The 17,444-nt window shown below is 63.7% G+C and carries 14 protein-coding genes; 11 read left to right on the top strand and 3 right to left on the bottom strand.

Annotation, left to right across the window (positions count from 1 at the left end; all coding sequences use genetic code 11):
* Nucleotides 1-53: 53 nt before the first annotated feature.
* A complete protein-coding gene (gene clpA / locus GCT19_RS29485; RefSeq protein ID WP_013090305.1) occupies nt 54-2,351 on the bottom strand; it encodes an ATP-dependent Clp protease ATP-binding subunit ClpA in 2,298 nt (765 codons plus the stop codon).
* A complete protein-coding gene (gene clpS, locus GCT19_RS29480; RefSeq protein WP_008919570.1) occupies nt 2,348-2,662 on the bottom strand; it encodes an ATP-dependent Clp protease adapter ClpS in 315 nt (104 codons plus the stop codon). The genes clpA and clpS overlap by 4 nt, the downstream gene beginning before the upstream one ends.
* A 555-nt stretch (nt 2,663-3,217) precedes the next feature.
* On the opposite strand from clpS, the gene GCT19_RS29475 reads away from it, so the two are divergent.
* Nucleotides 3,218-3,424: a cold-shock protein gene (locus GCT19_RS29475; RefSeq protein WP_007180614.1), complete on the top strand. Its 207-nt coding sequence runs from the start codon at nt 3,218-3,220 to the stop codon at nt 3,422-3,424.
* Nucleotides 3,425-3,607: 183 nt separating this feature from the next.
* On the opposite strand, the gene icd is transcribed toward GCT19_RS29475, so the two are convergent.
* A complete protein-coding gene (gene icd / locus GCT19_RS29470) occupies nt 3,608-4,864 on the bottom strand; it encodes an NADP-dependent isocitrate dehydrogenase (RefSeq protein ID WP_018437855.1) in 1,257 nt (418 codons plus the stop codon).
* A gap of 261 nt (nt 4,865-5,125) precedes the next feature.
* Between icd and GCT19_RS29465 the strand changes: the two genes are divergently transcribed.
* The 10 genes from GCT19_RS29465 (at nt 5,126) to GCT19_RS29420 (ending at nt 17,334) form a co-directional block, all read left to right on the top strand.
* Nucleotides 5,126-5,695: a pseudouridine synthase gene (locus tag GCT19_RS29465; RefSeq protein WP_152853894.1), complete on the top strand. Its 570-nt coding sequence runs from the start codon at nt 5,126-5,128 to the stop codon at nt 5,693-5,695.
* A gap of 440 nt (nt 5,696-6,135) precedes the next feature.
* Nucleotides 6,136-6,327 (top strand): hypothetical protein, encoded by a 192-nt coding sequence (locus tag GCT19_RS29460; RefSeq protein WP_083788686.1) that lies wholly within the window; start codon nt 6,136-6,138, stop codon nt 6,325-6,327.
* 144 nt (nt 6,328-6,471) lie between these two features.
* A complete protein-coding gene (locus GCT19_RS29455) occupies nt 6,472-6,987 on the top strand; it encodes a DUF192 domain-containing protein (protein ID WP_013090308.1) in 516 nt (171 codons plus the stop codon).
* A 331-nt stretch (nt 6,988-7,318) separates the two neighbouring features.
* The gene (gene fusA / locus GCT19_RS29450) at nt 7,319-9,427 is read left to right on the top strand and encodes an elongation factor G (RefSeq protein ID WP_018437851.1); all 2,109 of its coding nucleotides are present in this window, start codon (nt 7,319-7,321) and stop codon (nt 9,425-9,427) included.
* 160 nt (nt 9,428-9,587) lie between these two features.
* A complete protein-coding gene (locus tag GCT19_RS29445; protein WP_018437850.1) occupies nt 9,588-10,115 on the top strand; it encodes a cupin domain-containing protein in 528 nt (175 codons plus the stop codon).
* Between the two features lie 59 nt (nt 10,116-10,174).
* The gene (locus GCT19_RS29440) at nt 10,175-11,206 is read left to right on the top strand and encodes a HoxN/HupN/NixA family nickel/cobalt transporter (RefSeq protein WP_152853892.1); all 1,032 of its coding nucleotides are present in this window, start codon (nt 10,175-10,177) and stop codon (nt 11,204-11,206) included.
* Between the two features lie 288 nt (nt 11,207-11,494).
* Nucleotides 11,495-13,168: an ABC transporter substrate-binding protein gene (locus tag GCT19_RS29435; protein WP_152853891.1), complete on the top strand. Its 1,674-nt coding sequence runs from the start codon at nt 11,495-11,497 to the stop codon at nt 13,166-13,168.
* A gap of 40 nt (nt 13,169-13,208) precedes the next feature.
* Nucleotides 13,209-14,237, top strand: a complete 1,029-nt coding sequence (locus GCT19_RS29430) for an ABC transporter permease (RefSeq protein WP_152853890.1) — start codon at nt 13,209-13,211, stop codon at nt 14,235-14,237.
* On the top strand, nt 14,234-15,148 hold the full coding sequence (locus GCT19_RS29425; RefSeq protein ID WP_152853889.1) for an ABC transporter permease: 915 nt from the start codon (nt 14,234-14,236) through the stop codon (nt 15,146-15,148). Before GCT19_RS29430 ends, GCT19_RS29425 begins: the two co-directional genes overlap by 4 nt.
* The gene (locus tag GCT19_RS29420; protein WP_152853888.1) at nt 15,145-17,334 is read left to right on the top strand and encodes an ABC transporter ATP-binding protein; all 2,190 of its coding nucleotides are present in this window, start codon (nt 15,145-15,147) and stop codon (nt 17,332-17,334) included. The genes GCT19_RS29425 and GCT19_RS29420 overlap by 4 nt, the downstream gene beginning before the upstream one ends.
* Nucleotides 17,335-17,444 lie beyond the last annotated feature (110 nt).

Raw genomic sequence — 17,444 nt, 5'->3', positions numbered from 1 at the left:
CCGTTCTGTTTTATGTGTCTGGCCAGCTAGACTCCACGCCGGCCTGACTGACATCACTCGACTTCCACCGCCTCCGGATTCGGATTACGCGGCGCCGGATGCTCGTCGAAGGTCAACTGCACCTTGTCGTCGGCATCGACGTCGACCGTTACGCGGCCGCCGTTCATCAGCTTGCCGAACAGCAGTTCGTCGGCGAGCGCGCGACGGATCGTGTCCTGGATCAGGCGTTGCATTGGCCGCGCGCCCATCAGCGGATCGAAACCGTGCTTCGCCAGATGCTTGCGCAGCGCATCGGTGAACAGCGCATCGACCTTCTTCTCGTGCAGCTGATCTTCCAGTTGCATCAGGAACTTGTCGACCACGCGCATGATGATTTCCTCATCGAGCGCACGGAAGCTGATCGTCGCGTCCAGACGGTTGCGGAACTCCGGCGTGAACATGCGCTTGATATCGACCATCTCGTCGCCCGCCTCGCGGCGGTTCGTGAAGCCGATCACCGACTTGCCCATCGCCTCGGCGCCCGCGTTCGTCGTCATGATGATGATGACGTTGCGGAAGTCCGCCTTGCGGCCGTTGTTGTCCGTCAGCGTGCCGTGGTCCATCACCTGCAGCAGCACGTTGAAGATATCCGGATGCGCCTTTTCGATTTCGTCGAGCAGCAGCACGCAGTGCGGCTTCTTCGTGATCGCCTCGGTCAGCAGGCCACCCTGGTCGAAACCGACGTAGCCCGGCGGCGCGCCGATCAGCCGGCTCACCGCGTGACGCTCCATGTACTCCGACATGTCGAAGCGGATTAGCTCGATGCCGAGGGTGAACGCGAGTTGCTTCGCGACCTCGGTCTTGCCGACACCGGTCGGACCGGAGAACAGGAACGCGCCGATCGGCTTGTCGAGCTTGCCGAGGCCCGCGCGTGCCATCTTGATCGCGGCCGACAGTGCGTCGATCGCCGGGTCTTGCCCGAACACGACGCTCTTCAGGTCGCGGTCGAGCGTCTGCAGCTTGCTGCGATCGTCCTGCGACACGCTCTGCGCCGGCACGCGCGCGATCTTGGAGATGATTTCCTCGATCTCGTTCTTGCCGATGGTCTTCTTCTGCTTCGACTTCGGCAGAATGCGTTGCGCCGCGCCCGCTTCGTCGATCACGTCGATCGCCTTGTCCGGCAAATGGCGATCGGTGATGAAGCGAGCCGACAGCTCAGCCGCCGCCGACAGCGCACCCGACGAATACTTGACGCCGTGGTGCTCTTCGAAACGCGACTTCAGTCCGCGCAGGATCGCCACCGTCTGCTCGACGGTCGGCTCGGTCACGTCGACCTTCTGGAAACGACGCGACAGCGCCGCGTCCTTTTCGAAGATGCCGCGATATTCGGTGAAGGTGGTCGCGCCGATACACTTCAGCGTGCCCGACGAGAGCGCCGGCTTCAGCAGGTTCGACGCATCCAGCGTGCCGCCCGATGCGGCACCCGCGCCGATCAGCGTATGGATTTCGTCGATGAACAGAATGGCGTGCGGACGCTCCTTCAATTCCTTCAGCACCGTCTTCAGACGCTGCTCGAAGTCGCCGCGATACTTGGTGCCAGCGAGCAACGCGCCCATGTCGAGCGAATACACCTGGGCATCCGCCAGGATGTCCGGCACCTCGCCGCGCGTGATGCGCCATGCGAGCCCTTCGGCGATCGCGGTCTTGCCGACGCCGGCCTCACCGACCAGCAGCGGATTGTTCTTGCGCCGGCGGCACAGCACCTGCACCACGCGCTCGACTTCCGACTCGCGCCCGATCAGCGGATCGATACGGCCGTCCTTCGCCATCTGGTTCAGGTTCTGCGTGAACTGGGCGAGCGGCGTTTCCTTCTGCGCGGCGGCTTCGTCGGACTCGGCATTCGCGTCGCTCGCTTTCGCGGCGTCGGAGCTGCTGGTCTTGGCGATACCGTGCGAGATGAAATTGACCACGTCCAGACGCGTGACGCCCTGCTGCTGCAGGTAATACACCGCATGCGAATCCTTCTCGCCGAAGATCGCGACCAGCACGTTCGCGCCGGTCACTTCCTTCTTGCCGTTCGAGGTGGACTGCACATGCATGATCGCGCGCTGGATCACACGCTGGAAACCGAGCGTGGGCTGCGTGTCGACGTCGTCCGTGCCCGGCACGGTCGGCGTGTTGTCATGAATGAAGTTGCGCAGGTTCTGGCGCAGATCCTCGATATTGGCCGCGCATGCGCGCAGTACCTCTGCCGCCGTCGGGTTATCCAACAGCGCGAGCAAAAGATGTTCGACCGTTATGAACTCGTGCCGTGCCTGGCGCGCTTCCATGAACGCCATATGCAGGCTGACTTCCAGTTCCTGGGCAATCATGCTTCCTCCATCACACACTGCAGCGGATGCCCGGCCTGCCGTGCGTGGGTAACGACTTGCTCGACTTTGGTCGACGCGATGTCCCGCGTATAGACCCCACAAACTCCCCTGCCCTCGCGATGCACCTTCAACATGACCTGCGTTGCGGTTTCACGATCCTTATTGAAATATTCCTGCACGATCATCACGACAAATTCCATCGGCGTGAAGTCGTCATTCAGCAGCACCACCTTGTACATGGATGGCGGCTTGAGTTTCTGCTCCTGCCGCTCCAGTACGGTGCCGTCCTGCTTGTCCGGGATAATCGCCATACACCCATTCTAAACAACTAGGACAGGCCCGCAATCCTGTCAAAACCCGGCCGCCTGGCCGATGAGCCCGTTCGCTGCCGCCCGGCGGTCACGACGCTGTCATGATCGGCCGGCGTGTCGCGTTTTCGACGGGCCGATTGCGGTGCCGGCCCCCATCCTGTCATGCACGGTGCGTGCTGCACCGCGGTCGGATCGAGTATCGCACAACCTGCCGGTACTGGCTGCCAGCGCTCGCCGCGCTGGGCGTCGGCGCCGCGGGCACAGTCAGCATGTGAGTCGATTATGCGACTTTTCAAGCCACGCCGCTTGCGCCACCGCACATACGGAAGCGGTAAAAACCCTGGAAAGCGGCCTGTTTGCAACGCGACAACGACGTCTCAAAATTTTCTTGACACTCGAATAAAGAGCCCCAACAATCAAGCTGGCACTTTTTTCACTAAGCCATAATTTCGAAAAAATGCCGATGGTGAGCTTGTGAGGAGGGAACGACTGCCTCGCGTGGTCGTAGCTTTTCGAGGGCTCGTGGTAGTGACATGAGTTACAGGGGAAGTTGGAATGGCAACTGGTACGGTCAAATGGTTTAACGACGCAAAGGGTTTCGGATTTATCACGCCTGACGAGGGCGGTGAGGATCTGTTTGCACACTTCTCGGCCATCCAGATGAATGGCTTCAAGACGCTGAAGGAAGGCCAAAAGGTCACCTTCGAAGTCGTGCAAGGCCCGAAAGGTAAACAGGCATCGAACATTCAGGCACCAGCCTGAAGCGTTTCGATACCCGTCCTTTTTGAAACCCGGCTCCGCGCCGGGTTTCTTTTTTGCGGCGGCTTTCTGTTGCGGCGGATTTTCCCGCCGGAAAATCGCGCGAAAAATCCGGGTAAATAAATACCCCGGCCGTTCGCTGGCGCCGGGGTTTTTTATGCAAACCGGATAATCCCGGCGCATCAATTACATATTTTCGATCATCACTTGCCCGAATGCGGAGCACGACACCTGGGTCGCACCTTCCATCAGGCGGGCAAAATCGTAAGTCACGCGCTTTTGCAGGATCGATTTTTCCATCGAACTGATTATCAGATCCGCCGCCTCGAACCACCCTAAGTGGCGCAGCATCATTTCCGCTGACAGGATTTCCGAGCCGGGATTCACGTAGTCCTTGCCCGCGTATTTCGGCGCCGTGCCGTGAGTCGCCTCGAACATCGCAACCGAATCCGACATATTCGCGCCCGGCGCGATGCCGATGCCGCCGACCTGCGCGGCGAGCGCGTCCGAGATGTAGTCGCCGTTCAGGTTCAGCGTGGCGATCACGTCGTATTCGGCCGGGCGCAGCAGGATCTGCTGCAGGAACGCGTCGGCGATCACGTCCTTCACGACGACGTCGCCGCCGGTCTTCGGATTCCTGACTTTCATCCACGGACCGCCGTCGATCAGTTCCGCGTTGAACTCTTTCTGCGCGAGTGCGTAGCCGTAGTCGCGAAACGCGCCTTCGGTGTACTTCATGATGTTGCCCTTGTGCACCAGCGTCACCGAGCGGCGTTCATTGTCGATCGCATACTGGATCGCCTTGCGCACCAGACGCTCGGTCCCTTCGCGCGACACCGGCTTGATACCGATGCCCGACGAATCGGGAAAGCGGATCTTCTTCACGCCCATTTCTTCGCGCAGGAACCTGATGATCTTCTTCGCCTGTTCGGACTCGGCCGGCCATTCGATGCCCGCGTAGATGTCTTCCGAGTTCTCGCGGAAGATCACCATGTTGGTCTTCTCGGGCTCGCGCACCGGCGACGGCACGCCCTTGAAATACTGCACCGGGCGCAGGCACACGTAGAGGTCCAGCTCCTGGCGCAACGCGACGTTCAGCGAGCGGATGCCGCCGCCGACCGGCGTGGTGAGCGGCCCCTTGATCGATACGATGTATTCCTTGACCGCCTGCAGCGTTTCGTCCGGCAGCCATACGTCCGGGCCGTACACCCGGGTCGCCTTCTCGCCCGCGTAGATCTCCATCCAGTGGATTTTCTTCTTGCCGCCGTACGCCTTTTCGACCGCCGCATCCACGACCTTGAGCATGACCGGCGTGATGTCCAGGCCGGTGCCGTCGCCTTCGATGAACGGGATGATCGGCTCGTCGGAAACGTTGAGCGAGAAATCGGCGTTGACGGTGATCTTATCGCCACCTGTCGGAACCTTGATGTGCTGATACGGCATGATCGGACTCCATTGAAAGCCGTGCAAAAGCTGATGGGAGACTGCGAAAGAGATGCCCTCGCCGCGCAATGCCGCACCGCCGCGAGCGGCCTGGCCGCTATTCTAGCCCACGCCCCAAGCACGGCGCGGCCGCCCCGGACTCCATGTTTTCCAACCTGGACGGCACCTCGGGCGCGCCACGCTCGTCTATAAGATACAAGAATCTGCCTCCCGATTTATGCATTATCATCGCGCCGTATCGCTCTGCCGTCTCGCTCTCCTATGCGCCTTCTCGCCCTCAACAAGCCGTTCGGCACCATCTGTCAATTTTCGCCACATGAGACGCGCGCGTCACTTGCAGACTGGGTCAAGGTACCCGGTGTCTATCCGGCCGGCCGGCTCGACTCCGATAGCGAAGGCCTGCTGCTGCTCACCGACGACGGCGCGCTGCAGGCGCGCATCGCGGAGCCGCGTCACAAGCTCGTCAAACGCTATTGGGCGCAAGTCGAAGGCGCGCTCGACGACGCCGCGTTGAGAAAGCTCGCACGCGGCGTCGATCTCGGCGACTACGTGACACGCCCATGTCAGGCGAACTATGTCGAACCGTCCAGCTCACTATGGACGCGCACGCCGCCGATCCGCTATCGCGCGGCGATCCCGACCACGTGGATCGAACTGTCGATCACAGAAGGCAAGAACCGACAGGTGCGTCGCATGACGGCAGCGGTCGGTTTTCCGACGCTGCGACTCGTGCGCGTCGGCATCGGTGCGCTTGACATTTTTGCACTCGGACTACAGCCCGGCGAGAGCATCGAGTTGCGAGCGAACGCGCCATGGGATGGTGTCGCCTGAACGTGAATCAGCCTGCACGTGATCACTCGAAACAGGTTTCACGGCTGTGACAATCAACGCTAACTCGTTGTAGCTACACGCGAAACAATGCGTGAAACGCAAGCGCGAAGTGCGTGAAACAAATGAGCTCGCGCGAGCCTGCGTGATGCAGTTCGATCGCGTGTGATGACGATAAAAATTTCCGCGCAATTCGCGTCAACCGCCGTACAACTCCACGCGTTATTCGACGCAGATGCCGCCGAAGCTATCCGGCATTCAGCCTTAAAGACCTTTGCATAAGCCGTTTTTGCGCGGCGAGTACGAAAGTCCGAACGCTAGCAGACGCGTCGAAAATTTTCTTCGATGCGGCTGTCAACCGAAAGGTGGATGGCACGTTTACCGACATGACTCTACATTTGCCGGGTCATTTGGTTAATTAACTCAAGCTGAGGATTCACAAAATGAACAAACTGATCGCCGCTCTGGTCGCTGGCCTCTTCGCAACGGCAGCATTCGCACAAGCATCGGCACCGGAAGCAGCTCCGGCAGCTCCGGCAGCAGCTTCGTCGGCAAAGAAGACCACCAAGCACGCTCACAAGAAGTCGCACAAGAAGGCAGCAGCTGCTGCTGCAGCTTCGGCAGCTTCGGAGTAAGTTGCTTGTAAAAACGCAGTAAAGAACTAGCTTCATTGCCGTTCTTACGGCGTTGTAAGGCAGATCACCGCGAGGCGATCTGCCTTTTTGTTTTTGACGCGCTCGCGTAACATGCGCGAGTCGATTTCAGCAAGGAGTCTTGTCGTGCGATTTTCCATCCGCTCGTCGATGGCGCGTTTCGCCGTCGCCGTTGCACTGCCGCTCGCGGCGCTGTCGTTCGCCGCCACCCCGGCTCCCGCCGAGGCGCAGCAGATGCCCTCGGGCGCCAAGCAGCCGAGCGAGTTTCCGCGCGTCAAGCTGACCGCCGGCATGTTCGTGATCGACGCGGCCGTCGCCGCCAACGACGCGGATCGCGAACAGGGATTGATGTATCGCACGAAGCTCGGGCCGAACGAAGGCATGCTGTTCGTGTTCAACGAGAACGCGGGCCACTGCTTCTGGATGAAGAACACGCTGATTCCGCTGTCGATCGCGTTCATGCGCGCCGACGGCACGATCACCGACATCGACGAAATGCAGGCCGAGACCACCAACAACCACTGCCCGACGCACAACGGCGTGTTCGCGCTGGAAATGCCCAAAGGCTGGTTCACGGCGAAGGGCATCAAGCCGGGCATGCAGATCCAGGGCTTGCCGCCGGTGCCGGGTATTACGCAGTAAAGCCCCCAGAGCCGGGCCGCGCGTGCCTGCGCAGCCCCGTAGATTTCCACCTCAACGGCTCCGTACGCCGCGATCTGGGCAGCCGACCGCCGCGCCCTGCTTTCCCGCAAAAGCCGGCGTCTCGACCCGAGGCGCCGGCTTTTTTTCGCCCGCGCAGCCCCGCGCGGCCAGCCTTCGCGCCGGCTGGCAGGATTCATGCAAAAGACCAATCGACGCGCTATCCTTGTAATCTCGATTTGGTAACGCCACATACAGCACCACCCAGACTCCCCGGGCGGCTTACGCGGTCGCCCGGCATGCGTTTCAGGCGCGCCATTACAAGGAGATTCACGTGCCCCGCAAGACTCCCATCGAGCGCTACCGGAATATCGGCATCAGCGCTCACATCGATGCCGGCAAAACCACCACCACCGAACGGATCCTGTTCTACACCGGCGTGACCCACAAGATCGGCGAGGTTCACGACGGTGCGGCGACGATGGACTGGATGGAACAGGAGCAGGAGCGCGGCATCACGATCACGTCGGCCGCCACGACCGCGTTCTGGAAAGGCATGGCCGGCAACTATCCCGAGCACCGGATCAACATCATCGACACCCCCGGGCACGTCGACTTCACGATCGAAGTCGAGCGCTCGATGCGCGTGCTCGACGGCGCGTGCATGGTGTACGACTCGGTCGGCGGCGTGCAGCCGCAATCGGAAACCGTGTGGCGCCAGGCGAACAAGTACAAGGTGCCGCGCATCGCGTTCGTCAACAAGATGGACCGCGTCGGCGCGGACTTCTTCCGCGTGCAGCGGCAGATCGGCGAACGCCTGAAGGGCGTCGCCGTGCCGATCCAGATTCCGATCGGCGCGGAAGAGCACTTCCAGGGCGTGGTCGACCTCGTCAAGATGAAGGCGATCTACTGGGACGACGCGAGCCAGGGCATCAAGTTCGAGTATCGCGACATCCCGGCTGAACTCGCCGCAACGGCGAAGGAATGGCACGACAAGATGGTCGAGGCCGCGGCCGAGGCGAACGAGACGCTGCTCGAAAAGTACCTGGGCGGCGAGCATCACCTGACCGAAGAAGAAATCAAGCAAGGCATCCGCGCACGCACGATCGCCAACGAGATCGTGCCGATGCTGTGCGGCAGCGCGTTCAAGAACAAGGGCGTGCAGGCGATGCTCGACGCGGTGATCGACTATCTGCCGTCGCCTGTCGACGTGCCCGCGATCACCGGTCACGACGAGCACGACAAGGAGATCGAGCGTCATCCTAACGACGACGATCCGTTCTCGGCGCTCGCCTTCAAGATCATGACCGACCCGTTCGTCGGCCAGCTGATCTTCTTCCGCGTGTACTCGGGCGTCGTCAATTCGGGCGACACGGTCTACAACGCGGTCAAGGAAAAGAAGGAGCGCCTCGGCCGCATCCTGCAGATGCACGCGAACGAGCGCAAGGAAATCAAGGAGGTCTACGCGGGCGACATCGCCGCGGCCGTCGGCCTGAAGGAAGCGACTACCGGCGACACGCTCTGCGATCCAAACCATGTGATCATCCTCGAAAAGATGATCTTCCCGGACCCGGTGATCTCGCAGGCCGTCGAGCCGAAGACCAAGGCCGACCAGGAGAAGATGGGCATCGCGCTGAATCGTCTCGCGCAGGAAGATCCGTCGTTCCGCGTGCAGACCGATGAGGAATCCGGCCAGACGATCATCTCCGGCATGGGCGAGTTGCACCTCGAAATTCTGGTCGACCGGATGAAGCGGGAGTTCGGCGTCGAAGCGACTGTGGGCAAGCCGCAGGTCGCTTATCGCGAAACGGTGCGCAACAAGGTCGAGGACGTCGAAGGCAAGTTCGTCAAGCAGTCGGGCGGCCGCGGCCAGTACGGCCACGCGGTGATCGCGCTCGAACCGTCGGCACAGGGCAAGGGCTACGAGTTCGTCGACGCGATCAAGGGCGGCGTGATTCCGCGCGAATTCATCCCCGCCGTCGACAAGGGCATTCAGGAAACGCTGAAAGCCGGCGTGCTGGCGGGCTATCCGGTCGTCGACGTGAAGGTCACGCTGACCTTCGGTTCGTACCACGACGTCGACTCGAACGAAAACGCGTTCCGCATGGCCGGCTCGATGGCGTTCAAGGAAGCGATGCGCAAGGCGAAGCCCGTGCTGCTCGAACCGATGATGGCCGTCGAGGTGGAAACGCCCGAGGACTTCATGGGCAACGTGATGGGCGACCTGTCGAGCCGTCGCGGCATGGTGCAAGGCATGGAAGACATCGCGGGCGGCGGCGGCAAGCTGGTCCGCGCGGAAGTGCCGCTCGCCGAGATGTTCGGCTACTCGACGTCGCTGCGCTCGGCCACCCAGGGCCGCGCGACTTATACGATGGAGTTCAAGCACTACGCCGAAACGCCGAGCAACGTCGCCGAAGCCGTGATCAACGCGAAGAAGCAATGACGCTGACGCGGCGCTGCCGAGCGTCATGAGTCGAAGCCCGCTCCATGTGAGCGGGCTTTTTTTTCGTGGCGCCCGTGGCATGGTCACGCGACGCAGCCGTTTTTTGAACGTGCCAGAATGTCGACCAGGTACGCGGCACGCAAGCCGAGGAGGAGAGACGATGAGCCAGGATCACGAACATCCGCATTACCGGGCCGAGCACGAAGCCGCCGAAACCGGCGGTCAGGTCGACTGGCGCGAGCACGGCGTGAAGGTCATCCGCGGCGATCAGCTCGATACCAATACCGCACAAACGCCGGGCATGAACCGCGCGGCTGCGATCAACGCGGCACGCGTCGGCGCGCAGAAGATCTGGGCCGGCACAGTGACGATCCATCCGAACGCGAAGACCGGCGCACATCATCACGGCGCGCTCGAAAGCGTGATCTACGTGGTGCGCGGCCAGGCGCGCATGCGCTGGGGCGAGCATCTGGAATTCACCGCCGAGGCCGGTCCCGGCGATTTCATTTTCGTGCCGCCGTACGTGCCGCATCAGGAGATCAACGCGAGCACCGACGAGCCGCTCGAATGCGTGCTCGTACGCAGCGACAACGAAGCGGTCGTCGTCAATCTGAACATCGACGCGGTCGAGCAGCCGGAAACGGTCTACTGGGTCGATCCGATCCACAAGCATCCGCACGATCACTAAGGCGCTCATTTGCCAGCTCATTTGCCCGCTCATTCACCTGCTGATCGACCCCGCGCCACATGACGCCTACCGCTTCGCTGCGCCGTCGCCTCGTCACGCTCTACGCGGTGCTGATCGCCGCCAACGTCGGCACTTGGCTGTGGGCGCTGATCGCGTTTCGCCACTTCCCGCTGCTGCTCGGCACCGCGCTGCTCGCGTATGGTTTCGGTCTGCGTCATGCGGTCGACGCCGACCACATCGCGGCGATCGACGCCGTCACGCGCAAGCTGATGCAAACGGGCAAGCGGCCGCTCGGCATCGGGCTCGCGTTTTCGCTCGGACATTCGACAATCGTGATCGCGGCGACAATCGGCATCGCGTGGACCACGCATTCGCTGCATGGGCGCTTCGAGAGTCTCAGGGAAGTCGGCGGCGCGCTCGGCACGCTGGTTTCCGCGACGTTCCTGCTGGTGCTCGCGGCGGTCAATCTCGTGATCCTGCGCGATGTGTGGCGTCGCTACCGGCACGCGCAACATGATGGCGTGGCGGCCACCGCGTCAGCCGATCCGCTCGCCCCAGCCGGGCTGCTGTCGCGTGCGTTGCGGCCGCTGTTCCGGCTGGTCACCAAAAGCTGGCACATGTACCCGGTCGGCGTGCTGTTCGGGCTCGGCTTCGATACCGCGACCGAGATCGGCCTGCTCGCGATCGCCGCGTCGCAGGCGAACACCGGCCTGCCGCTCTACTCGATCCTCGTGTTTCCCGCGCTCTTCACCGCCGGCATGACGCTCGTCGATTCGACCGATAACGTGCTGATGGTGCATGCATACGGCTGGGCGATGGACGACCCGAAGCGCAAGCTGTACTACAACGCGAGCATTACGTTCGTGTCGGCGGTGGTCGCGATCGTGATTGGCGGCATCGAGGCGTTGGGACTGTTGTCGGACGGCTTCGGCTGGAGCGGCGGCGTGTCGGATGCGATCGCCCGCATCAACGATCACTTTGGCGCCCTCGGCTATGCGATCGTCGCGGCCTTCATGGCGTGCTGGATCGGCTCGGTGCTGTTTCATCGCTGGAGACCGTCGGAAGCGGTGGCAAGATCGGCGGCCAAATAACTCGCCGCGGTAAAACTCACTCGACCCATCCGCTGCGAGCGGTAAGGATTCCAGCGCGACGCCATCAATCCGTCCGCTATCGCGGCCGCCGCTCGCAAGCGCGCGTCCGGCAAACGTTGTGACGACGACACACCGCGCGCCGTTTATCGGCCGATCGGCTGGCGCGGTGCGCCGCCGGTGCGCCAGAGCCGCGAGCAATCGCTTACACTGAGACGGCTTTTCTCGCGCTGTCGCGCCGCTCGCGCGACCATTCGGAACCGGCAACAGAACGGACTGGACACGCCATCGATGAAAACGCCAGCGGACCGATTTCTCGCCCCTGATGCATTGAACGAAGCCCGCCTTACCGCCAACGCCTACGGCAACCATGCCCTCGACGAGTTCCTCGCCGGCCGCATCACGCGCCGCGAACTGCTGCGCTACGCGAGCGTGATCGGTCTTTCACTCGCTGGCGGCGGCTTGCTCGGCGCGCCCCGAGCGAGGGCGCAAGCTGCACCGGCTCCGTCGAACCAGACGATCCGCGTTGCGCATCTGACGCCCGCGGGCGCCGTCGATCCGCTAACGGTGACCGACGCCGCGAGTCTCGCGCTGCTAAATCAGACCGGCGAATTCCTGATCGACGACGACGGCGAGAAGCTGATGCTCAAACCCGCGCTCGCGCTGTCGTGGAAGCCGAACGACAAGGGCGACGTGTGGACGTTCAAGCTGCGCCCCAACGTGAAATTCCACGACGGCCAGAGCTTCGGCGCGAAAGACGTGGTCGCCACCTTCGACCGTCTCGCCGATCCCGCGAGCGGCTCGGCCGCGCTGTCGGTATTGAAGGGCGTGCTGTCGAAAGGCGGCGCGAAGGTCGTCGACGAACACACGGTCGAGTTTCATCTCGACGCGCCGATCGGCAATTTCCCCTACTACGTTTCCTCGGATAATTACAACGCGGTGATCCTGCCCGCGAACTTCGCGGGGAACTACGAAAAGAGCTTCATCGGCACCGGTCCGTTCAAGTTCGAAAAGTATCAGCCGAAGGTCGGTGCGTCGTTCGTGCGTAATCCCGACTACTGGGGCGACAAAGCGTTACCGCAACGCGTACAGTTTTCGTTCTATGCCGACGAACAGGCGCAACTGCTCGCGCTGCAAGGCCACCAGGCCGACGTGATGGGCACCTTCACCGTGCAGGGCGGCGCGGCCATCCTGAACAATCCGGACTACAAGGCAGTCGGCGTGAAGTCGAGCGCGCATCGGCAGATCCATATGCGCAACGACAGCCCGCTCTTCAAGGACAAACGCGTGCGCCAGGCGCTCGCGTTGTCGCTCGATCGCGACGTGCTCGTGCGTGGTCTCTTCAAGGGTCGCGCGCAACTCGGCAACGACAGCCCGTTTGCGCCGGTGTTTCCGTCGTCGGACGCGGGCGTGCCGCAACGCAAGCTCGACGTCGCAAAGGCGAAGCAGCTGCTCGCGCAGGCCGGCGTGCCGAACGGTTTCGACGTCACGCTGACCACCGAAAAATACATGGAGATCCCCGACCTCGCGGTCGTCGTGCAGAACGCCGCGAAGGCGATCGGCGTGCGCATCAACCTGAAGGTCGAAAGCCAATCGCTGTACTACGGCGCGGGCACGCCGGGCAAATCCGACTGGCTCGACTCGCCGCTCGGCATCACCGACTACGGTCATCGCGGCGTGCCGAACGTGTTCCTCAATGCGACGCTGACCAGCAACGGCACGTGGAACGCCGCGCACTTCAAGAATCCGCAATACGATCAACTGGTCGCGCAGTTCGTCGCGGCGATCGATCTCGCCACGCAAAAGAAAATCTCCGGACAGATCCAGACGCTGCTGCTCGACGAAACACCGCTGATCATCCCGTTCTTCTACGATCAGCTGATCGCGATGCGCAAGGGCGTGAACGGCGTGCGCTTCACCGCGCTCGCGCAGCTGTATTTCGATCGCGCGACGCTGAGCGCATAAGTACCGCGCTGCTCAACGTACCTCCGCAAGAGAATTCACGATGTCGGCTCCGGCGCCCTCTCCCGCCTCGAATCCATCGCGTTTGCCGCGCGCGACGAACGGCAACGCGGGCCGCGTCGCGCGTTTTCTGGCGACGCGCGTGGGTCTGTCGCTGATCACGCTGTGGCTGCTGTCGCTGATCGTGTTCGCGGGCGGCCAGCTGCTGCCCGGCGATATCGGCCGCGCGGTGCTCGGACCGCTCGCCGATGCGCGCGCGGTCGCCGCGCTCAATCATCAGCTCGGCGCCGATCGGCCGCTGCTGACGCAATACATCGACTGGATCACGCATTTCGTGCGCGGCAATATGGGGCTGTCGTACGCGTATCGCGAACCGGTCGGGCCGTTCATCGCCGACGCGCTCGCGCATTCGGCGAAGCTCGGCCTGTTCGCATTCATCGTCGTCGTGCCGCTCGGCATTGCGGGCGGCGTATGGTCGGCAATGCATGCGGGACGCTGGCTCGATCGCACGATCAGCATTGCCGGCTTGTCGGCGACCGTGGTGCCGGAGTTCGTGTCGTCGATCGTGCTGATCCTGGTGTTCGGCGTGTGGCTGCGCTGGCTGCCGATCGAGGCCTCGTTTCCGCCCGATGCAAGCGTGCTCGAACAGCTGCGGCATCTGGTGCTGCCGGTGCTGCCGCTCGTCTTCGTATTCTTCGGCTATATCGCGCGGATGGCGCGGGCGGGCACCGTCGAAGCGCTCGACGCCGACTACACGCGCACCGCGATCCTCAAGGGCCTGCCGCGCCACGTCGTGATCTTGCGGCACGTGCTGCGCAACGCGCTGCTGCCGACGATCACCGTCGCCGCCACCCAGCTCGGCTACATGATCGGCGGACTCGTGGTGGTCGAGACGCTGTTCCACTACCAGGGAATCGGCTCGCTGATCTACAACGCCGCCAAGGCGAAAGACTTTCCGATGCTCGAAGCGGGCGTGCTGACGATCGGCGTCGTCTATACGCTCGCGAATCTGGTCGCCGATGCGCTGCACGTGCTGCTCAATCCGCGGCTGCGGGTGAGGACCACCGAATGAACACGACCGTGCCGCCAGCTTCTTCGACGCCACCGGGCTCGCCCGCGCCAGGCGCGCCGGACTCCGCGCCGCGCGCGGCCGCCGAACCACGCTTCCCGCGCCTTCTGCTGCTTCTGAGTTCGCCGACCTTCATCGTGGGCGCACTGATCGTCGCGTGGTGGATCGTCTGCGCGATCGCCGGGCCGTGGTTCGTGCATCTCGATCCGTACGCGTCCGATCCGCTCAATTCGCTGACACCGCCCGATCGCACGCACTGGTTCGGCACCGATCAGCTCGGCCGCGACGTGTTCTCACGCGTGATCGTCGGCGCGCGCGACATCCTGACGATCGCGCCGCTCGCGACGCTGCTCGGCACCGCGGCGGGCACCGCGCTCGGCCTGCTGGTCGGCTACTTCGACGGTTGGGTCGACGACGTGATCGGTCGCGTGATCGACGCGGTGCTCGCGCTGCCGCTCGTGATCATCGCGCTGCTCGCGCTCGCCGCGGTCGGCGCGTCGAACCTCACCGTGATTCTCGTGATCGGCATCACGTTCACGCCGATCACCGCGCGCACCGTGCGCGCCGCCGTATTCGCCGAGCGCCATCTCGACTACGTGGCCGCCGCGCAACTGCGCGGCGAGCGAGCGCCGTACATCATGTTCGTGGAGATCCTGCCGAACGTGCTGCCGCCGATCGTCGTCGAAGCGACGGTGCGGCTCGGCTATGCGATCTTCGCGGTCGCGACACTGTCGTTTCTCGGCTTTGGCATCCAGCCGCCGTCGGCGGACTGGGGGCTCGCGCTGTCGGAGTCGTACACGCTGATGGCGGGCGGCGCGTGGTGGACCGTCGTGTTCACGGCGGGCGCGATCGCGTCGCTGGTGGTCGGCGTCAATCTGATCGCCGACAGCGTGCAGGGAGTGCTCGATCGATGAACGGCGCGCCGCCCTCCTCGTTCGCCGCGTTCGACGTGTCGAAGAGCGATCGCACCGATGCGCTGACCGTGGTCGGCCTGACGGTCACCTATCGGGTCCGCGGACGCGATCGCGAGGTGCTGCAAGACGTGTCGTTTCGCGTGCGGCGCGGCGAGGCGTATGGGCTCGTCGGCGAATCGGGCTGCGGCAAGTCGACCGTCGCGATGGCGACGCTGCGCTATCTGCCGCGCAATGGCAAGGTGAAGGCGGGCAAGATCGTGATCGCCGGCGCGGACGTGCAGAAGCTCGGCGCCGATGCGCTGCGCAGCATGCGGGCGACGACCGTCTCGATGGTCTATCAGGACCCGGGGCGCGCGCTGAACCCATCGCTGACGATAGCCCGCCAGATATCGGAAGCATTCGAGGCGGCCGGCGTCGCGCGCGACCAGGCGTTGCATCGCACGCTCGAGATGTTGCAGCGCGTGCGCATCGCGGCGCCCGAGCGCGTGATGGACAGCTATCCGCATCAGTTGTCGGGCGGCATGCAGCAGCGCGTCGTGATCGCGATGGCGCTCGCATCGAACCCCGCGCTGCTGATTCTCGACGAACCGACCACCGGCCTCGACGCGACCGTCGAAGCGGAAGTGCTCGACCTCGTCGCGCAGTTGCGCGAAGAACTCGGCACCGCGGTGCTGTTCATCAGCCACAACCTCGCGGTGATCGGCCGCATGTGCGAACGCGTCGGCGTGCTGTACGCGGGCAAGCTGGTCGAGGAAGGCGCGACCCAGGACGTGTTCGCGCGGCCGCGTCATCCGTACACGGTCGGGCTGCTGCGCTGCCTGCCGAGCGCCGGACGCAGCAAGGACCGCCAACGGCTCGATACGATCGCGGGCGGCTTGCCGCTGCCGGGCTCGATCACGCAGGGCTGCATCTATGCGGAGCGCTGCCGTCTCGCCGACGAACGCTGCCGCCGCGACGCGCCGCCGCCCTATCGGCTCGGCGCTCCGCACGGCGATCAGATGGCGCGCTGCCACTATCACGAGCGCGCGATCGAGTTGCCGCGTGCGGCATCGAGCGAGGCGCCGGTGATGTCCGCATCAGCCAACGCGGCGGCGCGCGCGTTCTCTGCGCCGGTCCTGCGCGCTCGCAACCTGTCGAAAACATTCCACGTATCTGGTGCGCCATTGCGCGCGGTCGACGACGTGTCCCTCGAACTCGCGAGCGGCGAGACGCTCGGCCTCGTCGGCGAATCGGGCAGCGGCAAGACGACGCTCGCGCGGCTGATGCTCGGCCTGCTCGCACCCGATGCCGGCAGCCTGCTCGAACTCGACGGCGCACCGCTCGCCGCGCGCGTCACGCGACGCAGCGACGAGCAGCTGAAGTCGCTGCAGATCGTGTTCCAGAATCCGGACTCGGCGCTCAACCGCGCGCATTCGGTCAAGCGGCTGATCGGTCGCGCGCTGGCGCGCTTCACCGCGCTGCGCGGCCCCCAGATCGACGAAAGGCTCGGCACGCTGACGGACGCCGTGCGGCTTCCCGAGCGGTATCTCGACGCACGTTCGCGCCAGCTCTCGGGTGGGCTCAAGCAGCGCGTCGCGATTGCGCGCGCGTTTGCCGGCGAACCACGCGTCGTCGTGTGCGATGAGCCGACTTCATCGCTCGACGTGTCGGTGCAGGCCGCGATCCTGAACCTGCTCGCCGATCTGCAGCGCGAGCGCGGCGTCAGCTACGTGTTCATCTCGCACGATCTGCACGTGGTGCGCTATGTGTCGGATCGCATCGCGGTGCTCTATGTCGGCCGGCTGCTCGAAATCGGCCCGGCGGCGGCCGTGTTCGATGGACCGCAGCATCCCTATACCGAGGCGCTGTTGTCCGCCGTGCCGACGCTGCCGGGCGACGGCGTGTCCGGCGACGCACATCAACGTACGCGCATCCATCTGACGGGCGAGTTGCCCGGGCCCGGCGCGATGCCGTCGGGCTGCGTGTTTCACACGCGCTGTCCGCGCAAGCTCGGCGCGATCTGCGAGCAGCAGGACCCGCCGTTTCTCGACGCCGGCGGCCCCGCTGACTCGCCTTCCGCGCACCGGATTCGCTGCCATATACCGGTCGCCACACTGCGCGAGCTGCAATGCGAGCCGCGCGACGACAACGCGGGCAAAACGACGAATGGCGCCGACTCCGACGACGCGTCGAAAAGCGCCAGCTAGCATCGACTCTAACCCCATCGACGTCGCCTCACCCGGCACACCGCCCCCTTGACGAATCCCGCGTCGGAACACGGTTTTTTGCGTCCGCGCGTTTCATCGTCGCAACGTTT

It is taken from the genome of Paraburkholderia atlantica, from assembly GCF_009362785.1.
Lineage (GTDB): Bacteria > Pseudomonadota > Gammaproteobacteria > Burkholderiales > Burkholderiaceae > Paraburkholderia > Paraburkholderia atlantica.
The sequence above is the reverse complement of the archived record's forward strand: the minus strand, read 5'-3'. Positions and strand labels throughout refer to the sequence as shown.

Excerpts from the sequence above, each read along its gene's own strand:
- clpA (WP_013090305.1), bottom strand. The coding sequence starts at position 2,351 with ATGATTGCCCAGGAACTGGAAGTCAGCCTGCATATGGCGTTCATGGAA.
- clpS (WP_008919570.1), bottom strand. The coding sequence starts at position 2,662 with ATGGCGATTATCCCGGACAAGCAGGACGGCACCGTACTGGAGCGGCAG.
- GCT19_RS29475 (WP_007180614.1), top strand. The coding sequence starts at position 3,218 with ATGGCAACTGGTACGGTCAAATGGTTTAACGACGCAAAGGGTTTCGGA.
- icd (WP_018437855.1), bottom strand. The coding sequence starts at position 4,864 with ATGCCGTATCAGCACATCAAGGTTCCGACAGGTGGCGATAAGATCACC.
- GCT19_RS29465 (WP_152853894.1), top strand. The coding sequence starts at position 5,126 with ATGCGCCTTCTCGCCCTCAACAAGCCGTTCGGCACCATCTGTCAATTT.
- GCT19_RS29460 (WP_083788686.1), top strand. The coding sequence starts at position 6,136 with ATGAACAAACTGATCGCCGCTCTGGTCGCTGGCCTCTTCGCAACGGCA.
- GCT19_RS29445 (WP_018437850.1), top strand. The coding sequence starts at position 9,588 with ATGAGCCAGGATCACGAACATCCGCATTACCGGGCCGAGCACGAAGCC.
- GCT19_RS29440 (WP_152853892.1), top strand. The coding sequence starts at position 10,175 with ATGACGCCTACCGCTTCGCTGCGCCGTCGCCTCGTCACGCTCTACGCG.
- GCT19_RS29435 (WP_152853891.1), top strand. The coding sequence starts at position 11,495 with ATGAAAACGCCAGCGGACCGATTTCTCGCCCCTGATGCATTGAACGAA.
- GCT19_RS29430 (WP_152853890.1), top strand. The coding sequence starts at position 13,209 with ATGTCGGCTCCGGCGCCCTCTCCCGCCTCGAATCCATCGCGTTTGCCG.
- GCT19_RS29425 (WP_152853889.1), top strand. The coding sequence starts at position 14,234 with ATGAACACGACCGTGCCGCCAGCTTCTTCGACGCCACCGGGCTCGCCC.
- GCT19_RS29420 (WP_152853888.1), top strand. The coding sequence starts at position 15,145 with ATGAACGGCGCGCCGCCCTCCTCGTTCGCCGCGTTCGACGTGTCGAAG.